Here is an 18,252-nt window from a genome sequence, read left to right as displayed (position 1 = left end):
GTTGGCAGCACTCGTGCGCGAGTGCTGCCAGGTGTTTCAGCGCTTCAGGTGGCGCGTCAGGCGCAGTTCCAGCCAGGCCCAGAGGTTGCGCAGCAGCTCCACCATGAGGAGATAGAGCAGCGCGGCCCAGAGATAGGCCTGGTAGTCGAAGGTGCGCGAGAAGGCGCGGCGGGTCTCGCCCATCAGGTCGAAGACCGTGACGATGGCGACGATGGCCGAGCCCTTGATCATCAGGATGATCTCGTTGCCATAGGGGCGCAGCGCGACGATGAGCGCCTGCGGCAGGACGACCTTGAAGAAGGCGACCTTCTTGGGCAGGCCGAGCGCGGCGGCGCCCTCGTGCTGGCCGCGCGGCACGCTCTCGATGGCGCCGCGCAGGATTTCGGCCTGGTAGGCGGCGGTGTTGAGCGTGAAGGTCAGGAGCGCGCAGTTCCAGGCGTCGCGGAAGAACCACCACAGGCCCCAGGCCTTCAATTCGGCGGAGAAGCTGCCGAGGCCGTAATAGACGAGGAAGAGCTGCGTCAGCAGCGGGGTGCCGCGGAAGAAGTAGACATAGCCGTAGGCGAGCCACGAGAAGACCGGGTTCTTCGACATGCGCGCGAAGGCGAGCGGCAGAGAGATGAGGCCGCCGAGCACGACGGAGAGGCCGACGAGCAGCAGCGTCACGCCGAGGCCGGAGAGGTAGCTCGGCCCGTAACGGGTGAACTTTTCCGGATCCCAGCCGCCGACGATCATCAGGAAGACGCCGACGGTGAGCGCCAGCCAGACGCCCATGAAGATGTTGCCGAAGAAGCGGCCGGCGGTGAAGGGCTTTGGCGGGGCTTCCGGCGGGGCCTGCGGCGGAATGAGGGTGGTGACGACGCTCATCGGGCGACCTCCGAACGTTTTGCCCAGCCTTCGATCGCCGAGAAGACCAGCGAGGAGAGGAAGGCGAGGACGAGGAAGAGCAGGCAGGCGATGGCGTAGAACTGGAAGGCTTCCTTCGTGACGCGCGCGGCGACGCCGGTCTGGCGCAGGATATCCGGCAGGCCGATGACCGAGACGAGCGCGGTGTCCTTCAGGAGCGCCATCCAGAGATTGCCGAGGCCGGGCAGGGCGACGCGGATGAGCTGCGGCAGCACGATGAGGCGCATGGTGCGGCCATGGTGCAGGCCGAGCGCGTAGCCCGCCTCGTACTGGCCGCGCGGAATGGCCTTGAAGGCCGACAGCAGCACTTCCGAGCAATAGGCGGAGAAGACGACGCCGAGCGCGATCATGCCGGCGAAGAAGGCGTTGATCTCGACCGCGCCGCCATAGCCGAGCGCGGCCGCCAGGTTCTGCACGAGGATCTGCAGGCCGTAATAGACGATGAAGAGCGTCAGGAGCTCCGGCAGGCCGCGGAACAGCGTCGTGTAGATGTTGGCCGACAGCCGCAGCGACTTTTCCTCCGACTGCTTGGCCAGCGCGATGAAGAAGCCGATGACGAGGCCGACGGGCAGGGTGGCGATGGCAAGGCTCGCCGTCACCAGGAAGCCGAAGGCGATCTCGTCGCCCCATCCGGCATTGCCGCAGGCGAGCAGCGTGTCGCCCGCAAAAAGGTTGAAGATGCCGACCGGTCCGCAGAGGGGATCGATGATCCCGAGAAATGCGGATACCGCCTCGACGATGGCGGCGAAGAACCCGCTCATGCCAGAAGAACCCCCGATGCGCCTTGCGCTTGTTGTCCGGCTGCCTGATGCATCCGTCTTTTCTTATCTGCACGTTCTCAAACAAAAGGAGCGGGAGAGCAAGCCCTCCCGCCCGTGCATTCTGGTGATGGGTTCAGAAAAAACCCGCATGACAGGGATGCGCCGCGGATCAGTCGCCGTAGACGTCGAACGGGAAGTACTTGGCGTTGATTTCCTGGTACTTGCCGCTGGCGCGGATCGCCGCGATCGCCGCGGTGAACTTGTCGGCCAGCGCCGTTTCGCCCTTGCGCACCGCGATGCCGGCGCCTTCGCCGTTGATGACCGGGTCGACCGGCAGCGTGCCGAGCAGCTTGCAGCAGGCGCCGTCGTCGGTCTTCAGCCATTCGGAGAGCACCACCACGTCGTCGATGACGGCGTCGATGCGGCCGTTGGCGATGTCGAGCTTGTACTCGTCGGCCGTCGGATACAGCTTGACCTCGGCATCCTTCATATGCGCTTCGGCATAGTTGGAGTGGGTCGTCGAGCCCTGCGCGCCGAGCGCCTTGCCGGCAAGGGCTTCCGGGGTGGCTTCCGTGATCTCGCTATCCTTCGGCACGACGATGGCCGGCGGCGTGTTGTAGTACTTCTTGGAGAAGTCGACCTTCTCCTTGCGCTCGGCGGTGATCGACATGGAGGCGATGATCGCGTCGAACTTCTTGGCGATGAGCGCCGGAATGATGCCGTCCCAGTCCTGCGTGACGAAGGTGCACTCGGCCTTCATCTCCTCGCACAGCGCCTTGGCGATGTCGATGTCGAAGCCGGTCAGCGTGCCGTCGGATTCGAGATTGTTGAAGGGCGGGTAGGCGCCTTCCGTGCCGATCACGATCTTCTCGCCTTCAGCCATCGCGGAGGACGCGAAGAGGGCGATGACCGCAGCCGAGGCTGCGAGCGTGAAACGTTTGGAAATACGCATGTTGATCCTCTCTGTTGAAGGCGCTCGGGTTTTTCTTGTTGTCCGGGCCTTGAAGTGAAGCGGGCAAGGGTTGCCCGCTTGGCGCCGATAATCGACCGGTTTTCGCCCAAAAATCAACTGGATTCGCGCCGTCTTTCCGCCCGGTTTCCCCGACAATTTCGCAAGCCCCCTCTGGCCGGACGGCGGGCGCGGCCTATCTCGCGTCTCACCGCGCGCCGTTCAGGCGGGGTTAAGGCGGCGATGGCTAGGCCTTTGAAGACTGTGACGGGCACGTAAACGGCCGGAAGCGCCGGGCGGCCCTCTCCAGAGAGCAAGACGGGACACCGTGAGGATAAAACGATGACTTTCCGCTCCAGACTTTTCGCAACCGTGGCGCTGCCGGTCCTGTCGACCGCGCTGATCGCGACGCCGGCACTGGCCGATGCCCTGATGAAGCCGTTCGAGGTTGCCCAGGAAAGCACCGGCGAAGGCCAGCCGAGCGAAGAGGAGCTGCTGCTCCAGCAGCAGCAACAACAGCAGCAGGACGAGGCGCAGCGCGCCGCCGAGGAAGAGCAGCAACGCCAGGCCGAGGAACAGAAGGCCGCCGAAGAGGCGGAACGCGCCGCCGCCGAACAGAAGGCCGCGGACGAGGACGCCCAGCGCGCGGCGGCGGACGAGGAGCAACGCCGGGCGGAGGAGCAGAAGGCGGCTGAAGACGCCGAGAAGGCCGCAGCCGAAGAGAAGGCGGCCGAAGAGGAAGCCCAACGCGCGGCCGCGGAAGAAGAGCAGCGCCAGGCCGAAGGGCAGAAGGCGGCCGAAGAGGCGGAGAAGGCCGCGGCCGAAGAGAAGGCTGCCGAGGACGAGGCCCGGCGCACCGCCGAGGAAGAACAGCAGCGGCAGGCGGACGACGGCAAGGCCGCCGAAGAGCAGAAGGCGCAGGACGAGCAGAAGCCGGCCGGGGAGGAGCAGGCCGAACAGCCCGCGCAGCAGGACGGCGGCACCTCCGAAACGACGGCCGGCGACCAGCCGATGACCGGGGAGAGCGACCAGCCGACGAGCAGTGAAAGCGGCCAGCCGGCGACCGATGAAAGCGACCAGGCGACGACCGGGGAAAGCGACCAGCCGATGACGGGCGAGGGGGAACAGCCGGCGGTCGCCGGCGAGCAAAGCCCGGCCGAAACCGGCACGGACCAGCCCGCCACGGCCGGGACCGGCGAGACGCCCGCGGCCGAGCCGGTGCCGGAGGTCGTCGAGACGATGACCGAGGAGGAGAAGCAGGAAATCGCCGAGGATCCGGCCACGACCGACGAGACGGTGGTGCTGCCGGTGGAGAACGGGGCCGCCGTGCTCGACAGCGACAAGGACGCCGACAATGCCGGCGGCCAGGCCAGCCGCGAAGAGCGCCGCAAGAAGCGCGAGGAATTGCGCGCGCAGGAGGAGGACGTGCCGGTTCCCGACACCGACGATGCCGCCCAGGCGACGATTTCCGAGGAGGTGCGCGAGGCCGTGCCCGGCAGGATCGAGGCCGCGATCAAGGAAGAAGGCAAGCGCGTGAAGGAGGCGCCCGACTTCGCGGTGCCGGAGACGACCAACATCATCAACACCACCGTGATCAACAACACGGTCATCAACAACAACACCGTCAACAACACGACGATCGACAACAGCGTCACCGAGGTGAATGTCGTCGAGCGCTTCGAGAACCGCACGGTGCTGGAGGCCGGAGACCGGCTGATCGTGCGCGGCGACGACCGCCCGCGCCTGCGCCGTGATTCGGAAGAGGTCTATTACGACAACCTTGCCCGCGGGCGCGTGCGCGAGACGATCGTGCGTCCCGGCGGCGTCCAGATCGTGACGATCTACAACCGCTACGGCGACATCATCCAGCGCTCGCGCGTCGGCCGTGACGGACGGGAATACATCCTCGTCTATGCACCGGAGCTGCAGGGCGACGCCCCGCGTCCGGGCCTCATCGACGTCGGCTACGAGCTGCCGCCGATGCGCCTGCGCATTCCCGTCAGCGACTACATCATCGACACGTCGAGCAATCCGGACCGGGATTATTACGACTTCCTCGCGGAGCCGCCGGTCGAGCGCGTCGAGCGGGTCTATACGATCGACGAGGTGAAGCATTCCGCGCGCCTGCGCGACAAGGTGCGCCGCATCGACCTCGACACGATCACCTTCGCCACCGGCAGCGCCGACGTGCCGATGTCGCAGGCCCGCACGCTGCGCTCCGTCGCCGAGGCCATGCAGAAGGTGCTGGACAAGGATCCGGGCGAGACCTTCCTGATCGAGGGCCATACGGATGCCGTGGGGTCCGACAAGTCCAACCTGGTCCTCTCCGACGAGCGGGCCGAATCGGTCGCGAGCCTCCTGACGGACGTCTACGGCATTCCGCCGGAAAACCTGCAGACGCAGGGTTATGGCGAGCGCTTCCTGAAGGTGAAGACGCAGATTGCCGAGCAGCAGAACCGCCGCGTCACCATCCGCCGCGTCACGACGCTGGTGCGCCCCATGGCGCGGGCGAACTGATCGCATCTTCATGCGTTTAGGTGAGGGCCGCCGGCAGCCGCCGGCGGCCCTCACGCATTCAGCGCAGATTCATCTCACATGAATTAGCGTCTGATAACGAAGGCGGGCGACTTGCGCGGAAACACAAATTCGCCCCAAACCCTGATGCAATAGCGTCGAACGCTGGCAAACGAGGAAACGCCAATGCTTAAGAGAACAAGACTTCTGGCAACGGTGGCCCTGCCCATCGCTTCGCTGTCGTTTATCTGGCAGCCGGTCGAGGCCGCCATGATGCGGCCCGTGCTGCCGCTGGCCGGTCCGGCGCGTGTCGTTCCGGTGCAGGCCGAGGAAGGGCAGTTCGGCGACGACCTGCTCATTCCCAAGCGCCGCAACCGCGAGGACCAGGGCAACGGCAACGAGGGCCGGCAGGAGCGCAAGCGCAACCGCGAGGATGACGGTGGCGGCAAGAACAACCGCGAAGCCAAGGAACAGCTGGACCGCGCCCGCCAGGAGCGCCGCGAGCGCAAGCGCGATGAACAGCGCCAGCAGGACGACCAGCAGAAGGCGCGCGAGGAACGCCGCCAGCGCCAGCGTGACGCCGAGCGCGACCAGCAGCGCCAGGAGGAGAACCAGCAGCGCAACCGCGAGGAACGCCGCAAGAAGCAGCGTGACGCCGAGCGGGAGGAGCAGCGCCGGCAGGACGACCAGCAGAAGACGCGCGAGGAGCGCCGCCAGCGCCAGCGCGATGCGGAGCGCGACCAGCAGCGCCAGGAAGAGAACCAGCAGCGCGCCCGTGAGGAACGCCGCAAGCAGCAGCGCGACGCCGAGCGGGAGGAACAGCGCCGGCAGGACGACCAGCAGAAGGCGCGCGAGGAACGCCGCCAGCGCCAGCGTGATGCCGAACGCGACGAGCAGCGCCAGGGCGAGGAGCGGCAGCGCAACCGCGAGGAGCGCCAGCGCGAGGCCGAACGGGAGCGCAAGCGCCCGGACGAGACGGCGGGGCGTCCTCGCCGCGAGCGCGACAAGGAGCGCGAGCGCATCGCCCGCGACCCGTCGCGCACGACCGGGACGATCGAGCTGCCGTTCATCGACGGTGCCGCGGTTCTCGACAGCGACAAGGACTGGGACAACCGCCGCGACCGCTCGCGCGAGGAACTGCGCCGCGAACGCGAGGAGAAGCGCCGCGACGTGCGCGTGCGCGTTCCCGAATCCGACCGCGATGCGCAGGTCGGCTGGGAAGGGCGTGACCGCGTCCGCTACGAGCCGGGCGACCGGGAGCGGGGCGAGCGCCGCGACCGCCGGCCGCGCTACGAGGACCGCGACGGCTGGCGCGTCCAGCGCGAGGTCGACGACCGCTTCGTGATCAATTTCGGCGACCGCATCATCGTGCGTTCCGACGACGGCCGCCGCCTGTCGCGCCGCGCCACGGAGACCTATTACGAGGATCTGCCGAACGGCCGCGTGCGCGAGGTCATCGAGCGGCCGAACGGTGACCGCGTCGTCACCATCCGCAACCGCTACGGCGAAATCATCCAGCGCTCGCGCATCGACCGCCGCGGCCGGGAATATGTGATGTTCTACGCGCCGGAAATCGACCGCGACAGCCGGCCGACCTTCGTCGATCCCGGCGAGCGGCTGCCGCCGATGCGCCTGACCATCCCGGTCGATGAATATATCGTCGACACGTCCGCGGAAGACAGCATCGACTATCGCGACTTCCTGGGACGACCCCCGGTCGAGCCGGTCGAGCGTGTCTATTCGCTCGACGAGGTGAAGTATTCGGCCCGTATCCGCGACAAGGTGCGCCGTATCGACCTCGACACGATCACCTTCGCCACGGGCTCGGCGGAGATCTCGATGAACCAGGCCTCGACGCTGCGCAGGGTGGCCGAGGCGATGAACGAGATCCTCGACAAGGATCCCGGCGAGACCTTCCTGATCGAGGGCCATACGGATGCGGTCGGCTCGGACGAATCGAACCTCGTGCTCTCCGACGAGCGCGCCGAGGCCGTCGCCAACGTCCTGACCGACGTCTACGAGATCCCGCCGGAGAACCTCGCCACGCAGGGGTACGGCGAGCGCTTCCTGAAGATCGACACGGACGCCGCCGAACAGCTCAACCGCCGCGTCACCATCCGCCGCGTCACCCCGCTGGTGAAGCCGGTGGCGATGGCCGAGTGATCGGCCGGCCCTGACGAACGCAAGGCCGCGGGGTTTGCCCGCGGCCTTTTTCGTTGCGGCTCAGTTTTCCGGTTTCTGCAACCCCGTCACCGCCACGACGAAGTCGGCGATCGTTACCGTGTCGTCGAGGTCGAAGACGGGCAGGGTCGTGTCCAGGACGGGGTGGTCGGCGGCGATGGCGGCGATGTGGGGATCTTCGGGGGCGAGCGGCGTGCGGTTGGCGGCCTCCAGCCGCCGCGCCTCGATCTTGGGGATCGGCTCGCGCTTGTAGCCTTCGATGAGCACGAGGTCGCAGGGCGCGAGGCGCGCGAGGATTTCCCCGAAGCTCGGCTCCGGGGCGCCGCGCAGCTCGTGCATGATGGCGTAGCGCGTGCCGGAGACGATGGTGACCTCGTGCGCGCCGGCTTGGCGGTGGCGGTAACTGTCGGCGCCGACCTTGTCGATGTCGAAGTCGTGATGGGCGTGCTTGATGGTGGAGACGCGGTAGCCGCGCGAGACGAGCTCGCTCACCAGGCGCACGGCAAGGCCCGTCTTGCCGGAATTCTTCCATCCGGCAATGCCGAAGATCTTCGGTCGTGTCATCGTTCCAGCACCCAGAGCCAGTTTTCCGCCTCGTCGAGATCGTCCGGCGTGTTGATGTTGAAGAAGGGGTCGAACTCGCCGCGCGGGGTCTCGATCAGCGGGAAGGTGATTTCCCGGGCCTGGTGGCGCTCGAGATAGCTGCGCACGCGCAGTGCCCCGCCGCCGGCCAGCCATTCGGCAAGGTCCGCGGCGAGCGTGACGGGCCAGAGGGCGAAGACCGGGTGAAGGCCGCTGACCGAGCGCGCGACCGCCATGCGCTCCGGCGTGTCGACGACGCGCGACAGGCGGGCGACGAGATCGGTCGGGAAGAAGGGGCTGTCCGTCGGCACGGTGGCGACGTGGCTCGCCTCGGGGTGGTGGCGCCTGGCATAGTCGAGGGCGGCGAGCACGCCGCCGAGCGGGCCGGCGCGGGCGGCATCGAGATCGGCGAAGACCGGTAGCTCCTCGCCGCGCTCGAAGAGCACCGGGCCGTTGGCATTGACGGCAATGGCCGAGACCTGCGGCTTGAGGCGCCGGGCCGCGCGGTCGATGAGGGCGGCGCCGCCGAGGCGGATGCGCGCCTTGTCCTGTCCCATGCGGGAAGACAGGCCGCCGGCAAGGATCACGCCCACTATCGCATGCGCCGCTGTCATCTCGCTCCCGCCGTCCGTTTCGCCTTTCCGGTCTAGTCGGTGCGGCTGCGGGCCGCAACCCTGTCAGGGGGATTCGGGCTTGGACTCCTGCGCCACGGCCTCCGCCACCTGGCGGCGGTTCTCGCGCGAGAAGGTGTAGAGGCCGGAGGCGACGATGATCATGACGCCGACGGTCATCCAGAAGTCCGGCACTTCGCCGAAGAACAGGAAACCGATGGCGATCGCCCAGATGAGGCTCGTATAGCGGAAGGGCGCGATGAAGGAGATCTCGCCGGTGCGCATGGCGATGACGATGGTCTGGTAGCCGACGAGCAGCAGCACGCTGGCGGCGGCGAGACGGACGAAGGCCTCGCCGGAGACCGGCTGCCAGCCCCCCATCGGCACGATCATCACGGCGCCGGTGACGGTGATCGACACCGCCGTGATGACGCTGATGAACAGCGAGGGCACGGCGCGGTCGATCCGGCGGGTACAGAGGTCCCGCGCGGCAGCGCCGACGACCGAGGCGATGACGTAGACCGCCGCGAGCGAAAAGCCCTCCGGGCCGGGGCGGATGACGATGAGCACGCCGGCAAAGCCGGCGATGATGGCCAGCCACCGCCGCCAGCCGACCTTCTCGTTGAGAAAGAGCGCCGCGCCGAGCGTGACGGCGAGCGGCAGGGCCTGGAGGATCGAGGCCGTGTTGGCGAGCGGCATGGCGCCGAGCGCCGAGACATAGGCGAGCGAGGCGATGATCTCGGCGGTCATGCGCAGGGCGACGGCCGGCTGCAGCACGATCCGCCAGGAACCGAGCGCCCCCATCCAGCGCGCGATGGCGACGACGAGCACCGTCGTCATCAGGCCGCGCACGAAGAGGATCTGGCCGGTGTTCATGGCGCCGGTGACGGACTTGACGAGCGCGTCGTTGCAGGTGAAGCCGGCCATAGCGATGGCCATGAACAGGGCGCCCTTGGCGTTGGCGGTGGGGGTCATGCAGGTGATTCCAGGCGTGTCTTCGTTCTTCTTAGGCGGATTGTCCGCCGCATTCCACCACCATGGAGGGTGGAACAAACGGGGTGATTGCCGCACGAAGCGGCGACTGGATGAAAATTGGGCAGAAAGTATGATGATTCCGGCGCAACAGCTTGAATTTCTGCCGCTTTGCCGAAGGAATTCATTAAGCTTCCCCACCTATCGTTGCGTCATCCCAATGAGCGATCGCATGATGCGACGGGTGGGGGCGGGCCGCCTGATGCAAGATCGGCCGAAGCCCCGGTATCGGATGCCGGCCGCGCTCGCGCTGCGAGCCCGAGCGGCCGCTTCGGCTTTGAGGAACACCCGACGGGATCTTGGTCGTCATAAAACGTCGGGGAACCCATGTCCTTCATCGACCGCCTGCTCCAGCAGCGCCGCATCGTCACCAAGGTGCTGCTGTTCGTCATTCCTCTCGTCGCGCTGATCGCGGGCATCGGCCTCGTCGGTTATTTCACCGCGAGCACGCTGAACGGCCACATGACGGTGACGCGCGAGACGATCAACAGTCTGTCGCATTTCCAGAACCTCCGAACCGGCCTGCAGGACTTCGTCGACAAGCCGGGCGAGGAGACGCGGGCGGCGCTCGGGGCGCGGATCGACGAGCAGGAGGCCGGCATCAACGATCTTGACGCCCTTCTGCCCGATGCGGCCGAGAAGGCGAAGATCGCCTCGGTCGTGGCGCTTGCCGGCACCATGCGCGGGCAGAGCGAAACGCTCTGGTCGATCGACCAGGAGCGCAACGCCGTGACGGCGGGGCTGGAGGAGGCGCTGGCGACGATGGCCAGGGACGGGGCCTTCGCCGAAAAGCAGATCGGCGTCATCCGCAACGAATCGGGCGAGAAGGAAGCCTTCGCCAAGGCGCTGCTGTTCGACGCCGCCGCCTACCAGGGCCTTGCCGAGCGCATCGGCAAGTTCCGCAAGCCCGTCGCGCTGGCGATGAAGGCGGAGGACAAGGTCAAGGCGGCGACGACCTACCTGCCGCAGCTCCTCAAGCAGCTCGACGAATCCAAGGCGATCGCCTCGCCGAAGGCGCTGGAGCAGATCAAGCCCTTCGAGGCGGAGGTGGCCGCGATCAAGGACATCCTTGCCGGCAGCGACGACGCGGACGCCAAGAAGGCGAAGTTCGTGCCGGTGCTCGGCAAGCTCGCCAAGTTCGACGCCGACTTCCTCAAGGAGGCGGGCAAGAATTCCGACACGGCGGCAAAGCGCTTCGTCGGCATGGATGCGGAGATCGCGCTGCTGAAGACGCTGATCACGCTGATGGGCGACACGTTCAAGGGCATCGACGAGACGCGTCTGCATATCAGCGAGCTGCACCGCAAGCTCGACCAGCCGAGCCGCGACGCGGTGCTGGCGGACGTGAAGGCCGTTGCCGGCAGCGCCGCCGAGCTTGCCAAGCTCGGCACGAAGAACGCCGCCCTGCGCGACCTCTCGCAGAAGCTCGCGCCGTCGCTCGCAAGGATCGAGCAGGGCACCCAGGACCTCATCTCCGTCGGCGAGAAGTGGCAGGCCGCGCGCGTCGCCGCCTATGCCTCCGTCGCCGATGCCAGCCAGACACTGGAGCAGTTCGTCTCCAGCGCCCAGGAGGCGGGCAAGAAGGACAGCCAGCGCTCCGCCAACGTCTCGATCATCGCCATGGTCGCCGGCACGCTGCTCGCCATCATCGGCGGCCTGATGCTCGTCGAAACCCTGCGCGGCCCGCTGAAGCGGGTGACGGAAGCCATGTCGCGGCTGGCGAGCGGCGACCTCGACATCAGCATCGACGGCCGCAACCGCGGCGACGAGATCGGCGACATGGTGCGCTCGGTCGCCGTCTTCCGCGATGCGGCGCGGGAAAACATCCGGCTGGAGCAGGAGGCCGAGGCCCAGCGCCAGATGACGGCCGAGGAGCAGGCGCGCCGCGCCAGCGAGCAGGCCCGCATCGAGGCGGAGCAGACCGAGGCGCTCACGGCCCTGTCGGACGTGCTCGGCCAGCTTGCCGCCGGCAACCTGGAGGAAAGCATGACGGAGGCGCTCGCCGCCGAATATGTCGCGATGGCGCGCACCTACAACAATGCGGTCGAGGCCCTGCGCGTCACCTTGTCGGACGTGCGCGCGACGACGATGGAGATCAACGGCGGCACGGGCAACCTCGCCACCTCCGCCGACGATCTCGCCCGCCGCACCGAACAGCAGGCGGCGGCGCTGGAGGAGAGTTCGCGTGCGCTGCGCCAGCTCACCGACATCGTGCGCTCGACGGCCGAAAGCGCCCAGAAGACGGCGGTGTCCGTCGACGAGACGCACAGCTATGCGAAACGCTCCGGCGAGGTCGTGGCCAAGGCGGTGGACGCCATGGGCGAGATCAACCGGTCGTCGGAGAAGATCAGCACGATCATCGGCGTCATCGACGAGATCGCCTTCCAGACCAACCTGCTCGCGCTCAATGCCGGCGTCGAGGCGGCGCGGGCCGGCGAGGCGGGCCGCGGCTTTGCCGTCGTCGCGCAGGAGGTTCGCGAGCTTGCCCAGCGTTGCGCCGGTGCCGCCCGCGAGATCAAGGGCCTGATCTCCGACAGTTCGGCGCAGGTCAGGAACGGCGTCGCGCTCGTCACCGAGACCGGCGAGGCGCTGACCGTCATCAACGAGCACATCTCCTCGATCCATGCGCTGGTCGGCCAGATCGAGGCGGCCGCCGCCGCGCAGTATGACGGCATCAACGAGGTGAACCAGGCGGTGCACCAGGTCGAGCTCATCACGCAGCAGAACGCGGCGATGGTGGAGGAGAACACGGCCGAGATCCACGGCCTGCGCCATCGCGTCGAAGTCCTCAACCAGAAGATCGACCACTTCAAGACGCGCGACCTCGATACGCGCGAGGGCGGTTATTACGGGCAGCACCACGCGGCGTGACGGGCACGCTTTCCGTTTGACGACAAACGCCCTCCGTCGCCTCGGCCGTAAGCCGAGGATCCGTTGCCGCACCCGGAGCGTGGATGGTCGGGTCAAGCCCGACCATGACGGGGAGAGGGCGGTGGTCCTGCCGGTGAGCAAAGAGGGTCGTTCGGCTCTTTCAACGGGTCGGCAAACCTTTTCCCACCCACCGACGTCATCCTCGGCCTTGAGCCGAGGATCCTCAGCCGCAACCGGGTCAGGCCCTAGCCTTACGGAGGAGAGGTTTGCGGGACTTTCTCGGCAGTCTGACGGACGAGGGGACGCCCGGCCGTTTTCGTTTGCGCCATTCCCTTACTTGCCGGCCTCGTAGACCACGTAGCTTTCCGGCACCGTCGGGCCCGGGTCGCCGTAGGTCGGGTCGAACTCGAAGCGGGTCAGCATGAAATCGCCGTTGCGGAAGACCCATTCGCCGCTGTCCCAGGCGTCACCGATGCCGCGCCAGGCGGTGTGGCTGGTGATGGTGCGGGTCTTCTCGTCGAAGCTCGCATTGACCAGCAGCGCGGTGGCGCGGAAGCCGCGGATCTTCGGCTCGGCGGTCAGCCGGCTGTTCTCCTCGTTCGCATATTCATAGGCAAGGTCCGGCGTGGCGAAGGCGATGAGTTTCGGCGTGTCGCTGTCGCCGGTCTTCAGGACGAAGGCGTTGCGGATATTGTAGGCGCCCGAGCCGCAGAACAACTGGTAGAGCTCGGCCTCGATGTCGGGACCGTTCGGGTCGTAGCCGGGCTTGTAGGCGAAGCGGTAGAGGGCGTGGCCAAATCCTTCCGCCTCGGGACCGACCATCGGTACGTCCTCCATGCCGTTCATGTCGCAATCCGCGCCTAGGGCGGCCCTGGCGACCGCCTCGCCGGCGGCGATGCCCTCCGGCCGCTCGGCGGCAAGGCCGAGGGAGGGAAGGGCGGCGACAAGGAGGGCGGGGAGGAGGGCCGGAAGGACGTTCACCAAAACCTCGCTTTCGGCGGGGTCAGCCGCCGGTGACGCTCATGTGGCGGGCGACGGCCGGGCGGTTGCGGCGGTCGATGACGAAATCGTGGCCCTTCGGCTTGCGGGTAATCGCCTCGTCGATCGCCTGCGAGAGCAGGGCGTCGTCGTCGGAGGCCCGCAGCGGCAGGCGCAGGTCCGCCGCATCGTTCTGGCCGAGGCACATGTAGAGCGTGCCGGTGCAGGTGAGGCGCACGCGGTTGCAGCTTTCGCAGAAATTGTGCGTCATCGGCGTGATGAAACCGAGCCGGCCGCCGGTCTCGGAGACCGTGACGTAGCGCGCCGGGCCGCCGGTGCGATAGGCGTTCTCCGTCAGGGTGAAGTCGTCTTCGAGGCGGGCGCGCATCTCCGACAGCGGCATGTAGCGGTCGGTGCGGTCTTCCTCGATCTCGCCCATCGGCATGGTCTCGATGAGGGTGAGGTCCATGCCGCGGCCATGCGCCCAGCGCATCAGATCGGGAATCTCGCGGTCGTTGAAATCCTTCAGCGCCACGGCGTTGATCTTGATGTGGAGGCCGGCGGCCTGCGCGGCGTCGATGCCTTCCAGAACCTTGGAGAGGTCGCCCCAGCGGGTGATGGTCCGGAACTTCTGCGCGTCGAGCGTGTCGAGGGAGACGTTGATGCGGCGCACGCCGCAATCGGCAAGCTCGGCCGCGTGCCGGGCGAGCTGCGAGCCGTTGGTCGTCAGCGTCAGTTCGTCGAGGCGCCCGTCATGCACCTGGCGGCCGAGTTCGCGCACGAGATGCATGATGTTCTTGCGCACCAGCGGCTCGCCGCCGGTCAGCCGGAGTTTTCTCACGCCCTTGGCGATGAAGGTGGAACAGAGCCGGTTCAGCTCTTCCAGCGTCAGCAGGTCCTTCTTCGGTAGGAAGGTCATGTTCTCCGCCATGCAATAGGTGCAGCGGAAATCGCAGCGGTCGGTCACCGATACGCGCAGATAGGTGATGGCGCGCCCGAAGGGGTCGATCATCGGTGCGTCGGACTGCGCGATCGGGTTCGCGCCACCCAGCGGGCCTGCATACGAATTCAAAACACGTCCTCCATTGCCGACATGTCGTGCGCCGGGGGCGCGGCGTCAAGCCGGTGCGGCGATTATGACAGCATTTTGCGCCTTGCGCATCCTTGATATGGCGCATAGTCCTTCGCGAAAACAAATGGAAAGGAAACGGGATGAGCGATCTGTGGCCGACCGAGCTGCGCGTTTCGAAGGACCGCCAGCGCCTCGTCGTGACCTTCAACGACGGCTTGAGCTTCGATCTGTCCGCCGAGCTCCTGCGCGTGCTCTCGCCGTCGGCGGAAGTGCAGGGCCACGGGCCGGGCCAGAAGGTGACGGTGCCGGGAAAGCGCAATGTCGCGATCATCTCGATGACGCCGACCGGCAACTATGCCGTGCGCATCGGCTTCGACGACCTTCACGATACCGGCATCTATACGTGGTCCTATCTCCGGGAACTCGGGGAAAAAGGCGCGGAACTGTTCGCCGCCTATGAGCGCGAGCTTGCGGAGAAAGGCATGAGCCGCGATATTTCGGAGAAACCGCGGTAACATGTCGGACTGCCTGGCGAAGGTAGCGTCCACCCCCAAACGAACGGGAGATGCCCCTTGGCAGGCGAAGCGAATGCAAATGATCTCACCCAGGTCGTCGTGCTCCTGGCCGCAGGCGTGGCGGCCGTGCCGGTCTTCAAGAAGATCGGCCTCGGCTCGGTGCTCGGCTATCTGGCCGCCGGGCTGGTGATCGGTCCCTTCGGGCTCGGCTTCTTCGCCGATCCGCAGGCGATCATCCATGTCGCCGAACTCGGCGTGGTGATGTTCCTCTTCATCATCGGGCTTGAAATGCAGCCCTCCCGGCTCTGGGGCATGCGCAAGGACATATTCGGGCTCGGCGCGATCCAGGTCATGGGCGCCATGGCGGCGCTGACGGGCATCGGCGTGTCGATGGGCTTTCCGCTCGTTCCCTCCTTCGTCGCCGGCACCGGCTTCGTCCTCACCTCCACCGCCATCGTCATGCAGATGCTGCAGGAGCGCGGCACGATGTCGACGCTGAAGGGCCAGCGCATCATCGCGATCCTGCTCTTCGAGGATCTCGCCATCGTGCCGCTGCTGGCGATCGTCACCCTTCTCGGCACGGGGGCAGCGGCGACGGATGCCTCCGACCGCTGGCTTTCCATCGGCATCGCCATCGGCGCCATCGTGGCGCTGGTGCTGGCGGGGCGCTACCTGCTCAACCCGCTCTTCCGGGTGCTGGCGGCCTCCGGCGCGCGCGAGGTGATGACGGCGGCGGCGCTGCTCGTGGTGCTTGGCTCGGCGCTCGCCATGCAGGTCTCCGGCCTGTCCATGGCCATGGGCGCCTTCCTTGCCGGGGTGCTGCTCTCCGAATCGAGCTTCCGCCACCAGCTGGAGGCCGATATCGAGCCGTTCCGCGGCATCCTGCTCGGCCTCTTCTTCCTCGGCGTCGGCATGGCGATCGACCTTGGCGTGATCGCCGCCAACTGGCAGCTCGTGGTGGCGAGCGTCGTCGGCTACATGATCGCGAAGCTCCTCCTGATCTATGTGGTCGCGCGCCTTCTCGGCACCTGCCATGCCGAAAGCCTGGAGCGCGCCGTGCTGATGGCGCAGGGCGGCGAGTTCGCCTTCGTGCTCTATGCAGCGGCCGTTTCCGCCGGCATCCTCAACGGCGAGGAGAACGCCATCCTGACGGCGACGATCATCATCTCGATGGTCCTTACGCCGCTGATGGTCATCCTGCACGACCGCATCGTGCCCAAGCAGCAGCCGTCTACCGAGGGGCTGACCCTGCCGGAGAATGTCGAGGGCACGGTGCTGATGATCGGCTTCGGGCGTTTCGGCCAGATCGTCAGCCAGCCGCTGCTCGCCCGCGGCTACACGCTCTCGCTGATCGACAAGGATGCCGAATTCGTGCGCGACGCCGCCGATTTCGGCTTCAAGGTCTATTACGGCGACGGCGCGCGCATCGACATCCTGCATGCCGCCGGCGCCTCGACCGCCAAGGCGATCCTCATCTGCCTCGACGACAAGGAGGCCGCGGTGAAGATCGCCGAGGTGGTGCGCGAGGAGTTCCCGCTCGTGCCGATCCTGGCGCGCGCCTACGACCGCGGCCATGCCGTCGACCTCGTCCATGCCGGCGTCGACTTCCAGATCCGCGAGACCTTCGAATCGGCGCTGGTGTTCAGCCGCGAGACGCTGAAGGCGCTGGGCGAGGACGAGGATATCGCCGCCGAGGTGGTGGAGGAATTCCGCGACGTCGACCGCGAGCGGCTGGAGCTGGAAATGGTCGGCGGCATCTATGCCGGCCGCCAGCTCATCCGCGGCAACGCCCAGCCGGCCGACATCGTCGCGGCGCGCACCGCGCGCGAGCGCGCAGCGGCGGAAGAGGAGCGGCATCGCCACGAGCAGGAAGAGGCCGGCTGAGGGCTGCCGGTTCGGCTTGCCGATGCCTGCCGCGAGGCTGTGACGCGGATGGCGGCGCTGCGTCGATGTCGGGCATTCCGGTCTTTACGGGTGGCGTCTGCCGGCAGCGTTTTTGCTTTTCCGCGAATCGCGAAAACGCTCTAGTTCTTTGTCTTCACGCCTCGAGCGAAAGGAACCGCCGCCATGACGGCGACGACCGACGACCGTTTCGCCCATTCCGCCTTCCTGCGGGCGCGCGGCACCGCGCAGGAAGGAAAGGTGGCTTTCGCCGAGCTCTTCTTCGACCTCGTCTTCGTGCTGACGATCATCCAGCTCTCCCATTCGCTGGCGGCGCACTATTCGCTGCTGGGCCTTGCCGAGGCGGCGATGCTGACGCTGGCGGTCTGGTGGGTATGGATCTACACGACCTGGGCGACGAACTGGCTGGACCCGGACAAGGCGCCGGTACGCCTCCTGCTCTTCGCCCTGATGTTCCTCGGCCTGATGCTGTCCATCGCCATCCCCACCGCCTTCGACGCCGGCGGCCTGCTCTTCGCGCTCACCTATGTCGCCATGCAAGTCGGCCGCTCGGCCTTCACGGCCTTCGCGATGCGGCGCGACTGGCCGGAAAACAGCCTCAACTTCACGCGGATCACCGTCTGGACGGCGCTTTCCGCCGTGTTCTGGCTGGCGGGCGGCCTTGCCGGGCAGGAGGCGCGGCTCGTCCTCTGGCTGATCGCGCTCGGCATCGAATATGTCTCGCCGGCACTCGGCTTCGTCGTGCCGGGCCTCGGGCGCTCGGCCTTCGGCGACTGGCAGGTCTCCGGCGAGCACATGGCGGAGCGCTGCGCGCTCTTCGTCATCATCTGCCTTGGCGAGACGATCCTCGTCACCGGCCGCACGGTCGCGGGGATGGAACTGCTCGACGGCTTCACCATCATCCTGCTCGCCACGGCCTTCCTTTCGACCGCCACCATGTGGTGGATCTATTTCCGCTTCGGCCATGGCGAGGCGGCGCATCTCATCGAGCATTCGGCTACGCCGGGCCGCATCGCGCGCATGGCCTTCACCTATGCCCACATCCCCATCGTCGCCGGCATCATCCTGTCGGCGGTGGCCGAGGAGTTCGCGCTCGCCCATCCGCACGGCGCCACCGACGTCAAGACGGCGAGTGCGATCATCGGCGGGCCGGTCGTCTTCCTTTCGGGCAACATCTGGTTCAAGGCGGCGATCCGCGGCCGCTGGCCGCTGTCGCATCTCGCCGGCATCGGCGTGCTGCTCGCGCTCTCGGCGATCGTGCCCTTCGTCGAGCCCCACCAGCTCTTCATGGCCGCTGCCGCAGTGTTGCTCGGCGTCGCGCTCTGGGAGTTCCTGTCGCTGAAATCGACGCCTGCGGACGACGTCGCGACGGTCTAGG

Annotated in this window: 14 protein-coding genes; 6 read left to right on the top strand and 8 right to left on the bottom strand. The window is 67.1% G+C overall.

The genetic code is table 11. The annotated features are described in order from the left end of the window. Positions 1 to 36 precede the first annotated feature (36 nt). From AABQ55_RS15615 to AABQ55_RS15605, 3 genes are all read right to left on the bottom strand, one after another. Positions 37 to 867, bottom strand: coding sequence for an ABC transporter permease (locus AABQ55_RS15615; protein WP_272805654.1), 831 nt, complete (start codon positions 865 to 867; stop codon positions 37 to 39). Further along, positions 864 to 1,667, bottom strand: a complete 804-nt coding sequence (locus tag AABQ55_RS15610; RefSeq protein WP_244769621.1) for an ABC transporter permease — start codon at positions 1,665 to 1,667, stop codon at positions 864 to 866. Before AABQ55_RS15610 ends, AABQ55_RS15615 begins: the two co-directional genes overlap by 4 nt. 169 nt (positions 1,668 to 1,836) lie before the next feature. Continuing rightward, the gene (locus tag AABQ55_RS15605; protein WP_272805653.1) at positions 1,837 to 2,619 is read right to left on the bottom strand and encodes an ABC transporter substrate-binding protein; all 783 of its coding nucleotides are present in this window, start codon (positions 2,617 to 2,619) and stop codon (positions 1,837 to 1,839) included. Positions 2,620 to 2,958: 339 nt separating this feature from the next. On the opposite strand from AABQ55_RS15605, the gene AABQ55_RS15600 reads away from it, so the two are divergent. Both AABQ55_RS15600 and AABQ55_RS15595 read left to right on the top strand, forming a co-directional pair. Next, positions 2,959 to 5,133 carry an OmpA family protein gene (locus AABQ55_RS15600; RefSeq protein WP_272805652.1) on the top strand — a complete coding sequence of 725 codons (2,175 nt, stop codon included), beginning with the start codon at positions 2,959 to 2,961 and terminating at the stop codon, positions 5,131 to 5,133. Between the two features lie 183 nt (positions 5,134 to 5,316). Further along, positions 5,317 to 7,293: an OmpA family protein gene (locus AABQ55_RS15595; RefSeq protein WP_272805651.1), complete on the top strand. Its 1,977-nt coding sequence runs from the start codon at positions 5,317 to 5,319 to the stop codon at positions 7,291 to 7,293. A 60-nt stretch (positions 7,294 to 7,353) separates the two neighbouring features. Here AABQ55_RS15595 and mobB read toward each other — a convergent pair whose 3' ends face one another. From mobB to AABQ55_RS15580, 3 genes are all read right to left on the bottom strand, one after another. Then, on the bottom strand, positions 7,354 to 7,875 hold the full coding sequence (mobB, locus tag AABQ55_RS15590; RefSeq protein ID WP_272805650.1) for a molybdopterin-guanine dinucleotide biosynthesis protein B: 522 nt from the start codon (positions 7,873 to 7,875) through the stop codon (positions 7,354 to 7,356). Next, on the bottom strand, positions 7,872 to 8,507 hold the full coding sequence (gene mobA, locus AABQ55_RS15585; RefSeq protein WP_244769626.1) for a molybdenum cofactor guanylyltransferase MobA: 636 nt from the start codon (positions 8,505 to 8,507) through the stop codon (positions 7,872 to 7,874). The genes mobB and mobA overlap by 4 nt, the downstream gene beginning before the upstream one ends. Before the next feature lie 63 nt (positions 8,508 to 8,570). Beyond that, positions 8,571 to 9,479, bottom strand: coding sequence for a DMT family transporter (locus tag AABQ55_RS15580; protein ID WP_272805649.1), 909 nt, complete (start codon positions 9,477 to 9,479; stop codon positions 8,571 to 8,573). A 384-nt stretch (positions 9,480 to 9,863) separates the two neighbouring features. Between AABQ55_RS15580 and AABQ55_RS15575 the strand changes: the two genes are divergently transcribed. Next, positions 9,864 to 12,407 carry a methyl-accepting chemotaxis protein gene (locus AABQ55_RS15575; protein ID WP_272805648.1) on the top strand — a complete coding sequence of 848 codons (2,544 nt, stop codon included), beginning with the start codon at positions 9,864 to 9,866 and terminating at the stop codon, positions 12,405 to 12,407. Positions 12,408 to 12,740: 333 nt separating this feature from the next. Here AABQ55_RS15575 and AABQ55_RS15570 read toward each other — a convergent pair whose 3' ends face one another. Both AABQ55_RS15570 and moaA read right to left on the bottom strand, forming a co-directional pair. Continuing rightward, positions 12,741 to 13,388, bottom strand: a complete 648-nt coding sequence (locus AABQ55_RS15570) for a DUF1176 domain-containing protein (RefSeq protein WP_272805647.1) — start codon at positions 13,386 to 13,388, stop codon at positions 12,741 to 12,743. A 22-nt stretch (positions 13,389 to 13,410) separates the two neighbouring features. Continuing rightward, a complete protein-coding gene (moaA, locus tag AABQ55_RS15565) occupies positions 13,411 to 14,397 on the bottom strand; it encodes a GTP 3',8-cyclase MoaA (RefSeq protein ID WP_272807473.1) in 987 nt (328 codons plus the stop codon). A gap of 200 nt (positions 14,398 to 14,597) precedes the next feature. Here moaA and AABQ55_RS15560 point away from each other — a divergent pair, with 200 nt between their 5' ends. From AABQ55_RS15560 to AABQ55_RS15550, 3 genes are all read left to right on the top strand, one after another. After that, positions 14,598 to 14,972: a gamma-butyrobetaine hydroxylase-like domain-containing protein gene (locus tag AABQ55_RS15560; RefSeq protein WP_244769630.1), complete on the top strand. Its 375-nt coding sequence runs from the start codon at positions 14,598 to 14,600 to the stop codon at positions 14,970 to 14,972. Between the two features lie 57 nt (positions 14,973 to 15,029). Next, the gene (locus AABQ55_RS15555; RefSeq protein WP_244769631.1) at positions 15,030 to 16,856 is read left to right on the top strand and encodes a monovalent cation:proton antiporter-2 (CPA2) family protein; all 1,827 of its coding nucleotides are present in this window, start codon (positions 15,030 to 15,032) and stop codon (positions 16,854 to 16,856) included. A 183-nt stretch (positions 16,857 to 17,039) separates the two neighbouring features. Next, positions 17,040 to 18,251 carry a low temperature requirement protein A gene (locus AABQ55_RS15550; RefSeq protein ID WP_272805646.1) on the top strand — a complete coding sequence of 404 codons (1,212 nt, stop codon included), beginning with the start codon at positions 17,040 to 17,042 and terminating at the stop codon, positions 18,249 to 18,251. Position 18,252 lies beyond the last annotated feature (1 nt).

Origin of the sequence: Shinella sp. WSD5-1, from assembly GCF_963942435.1 — a bacterium.
GTDB classification, from domain to species: Bacteria; Pseudomonadota; Alphaproteobacteria; order Rhizobiales; family Rhizobiaceae; genus Shinella; species Shinella yambaruensis.
This window is presented reverse-complemented; position numbering and strand designations above follow the sequence as displayed.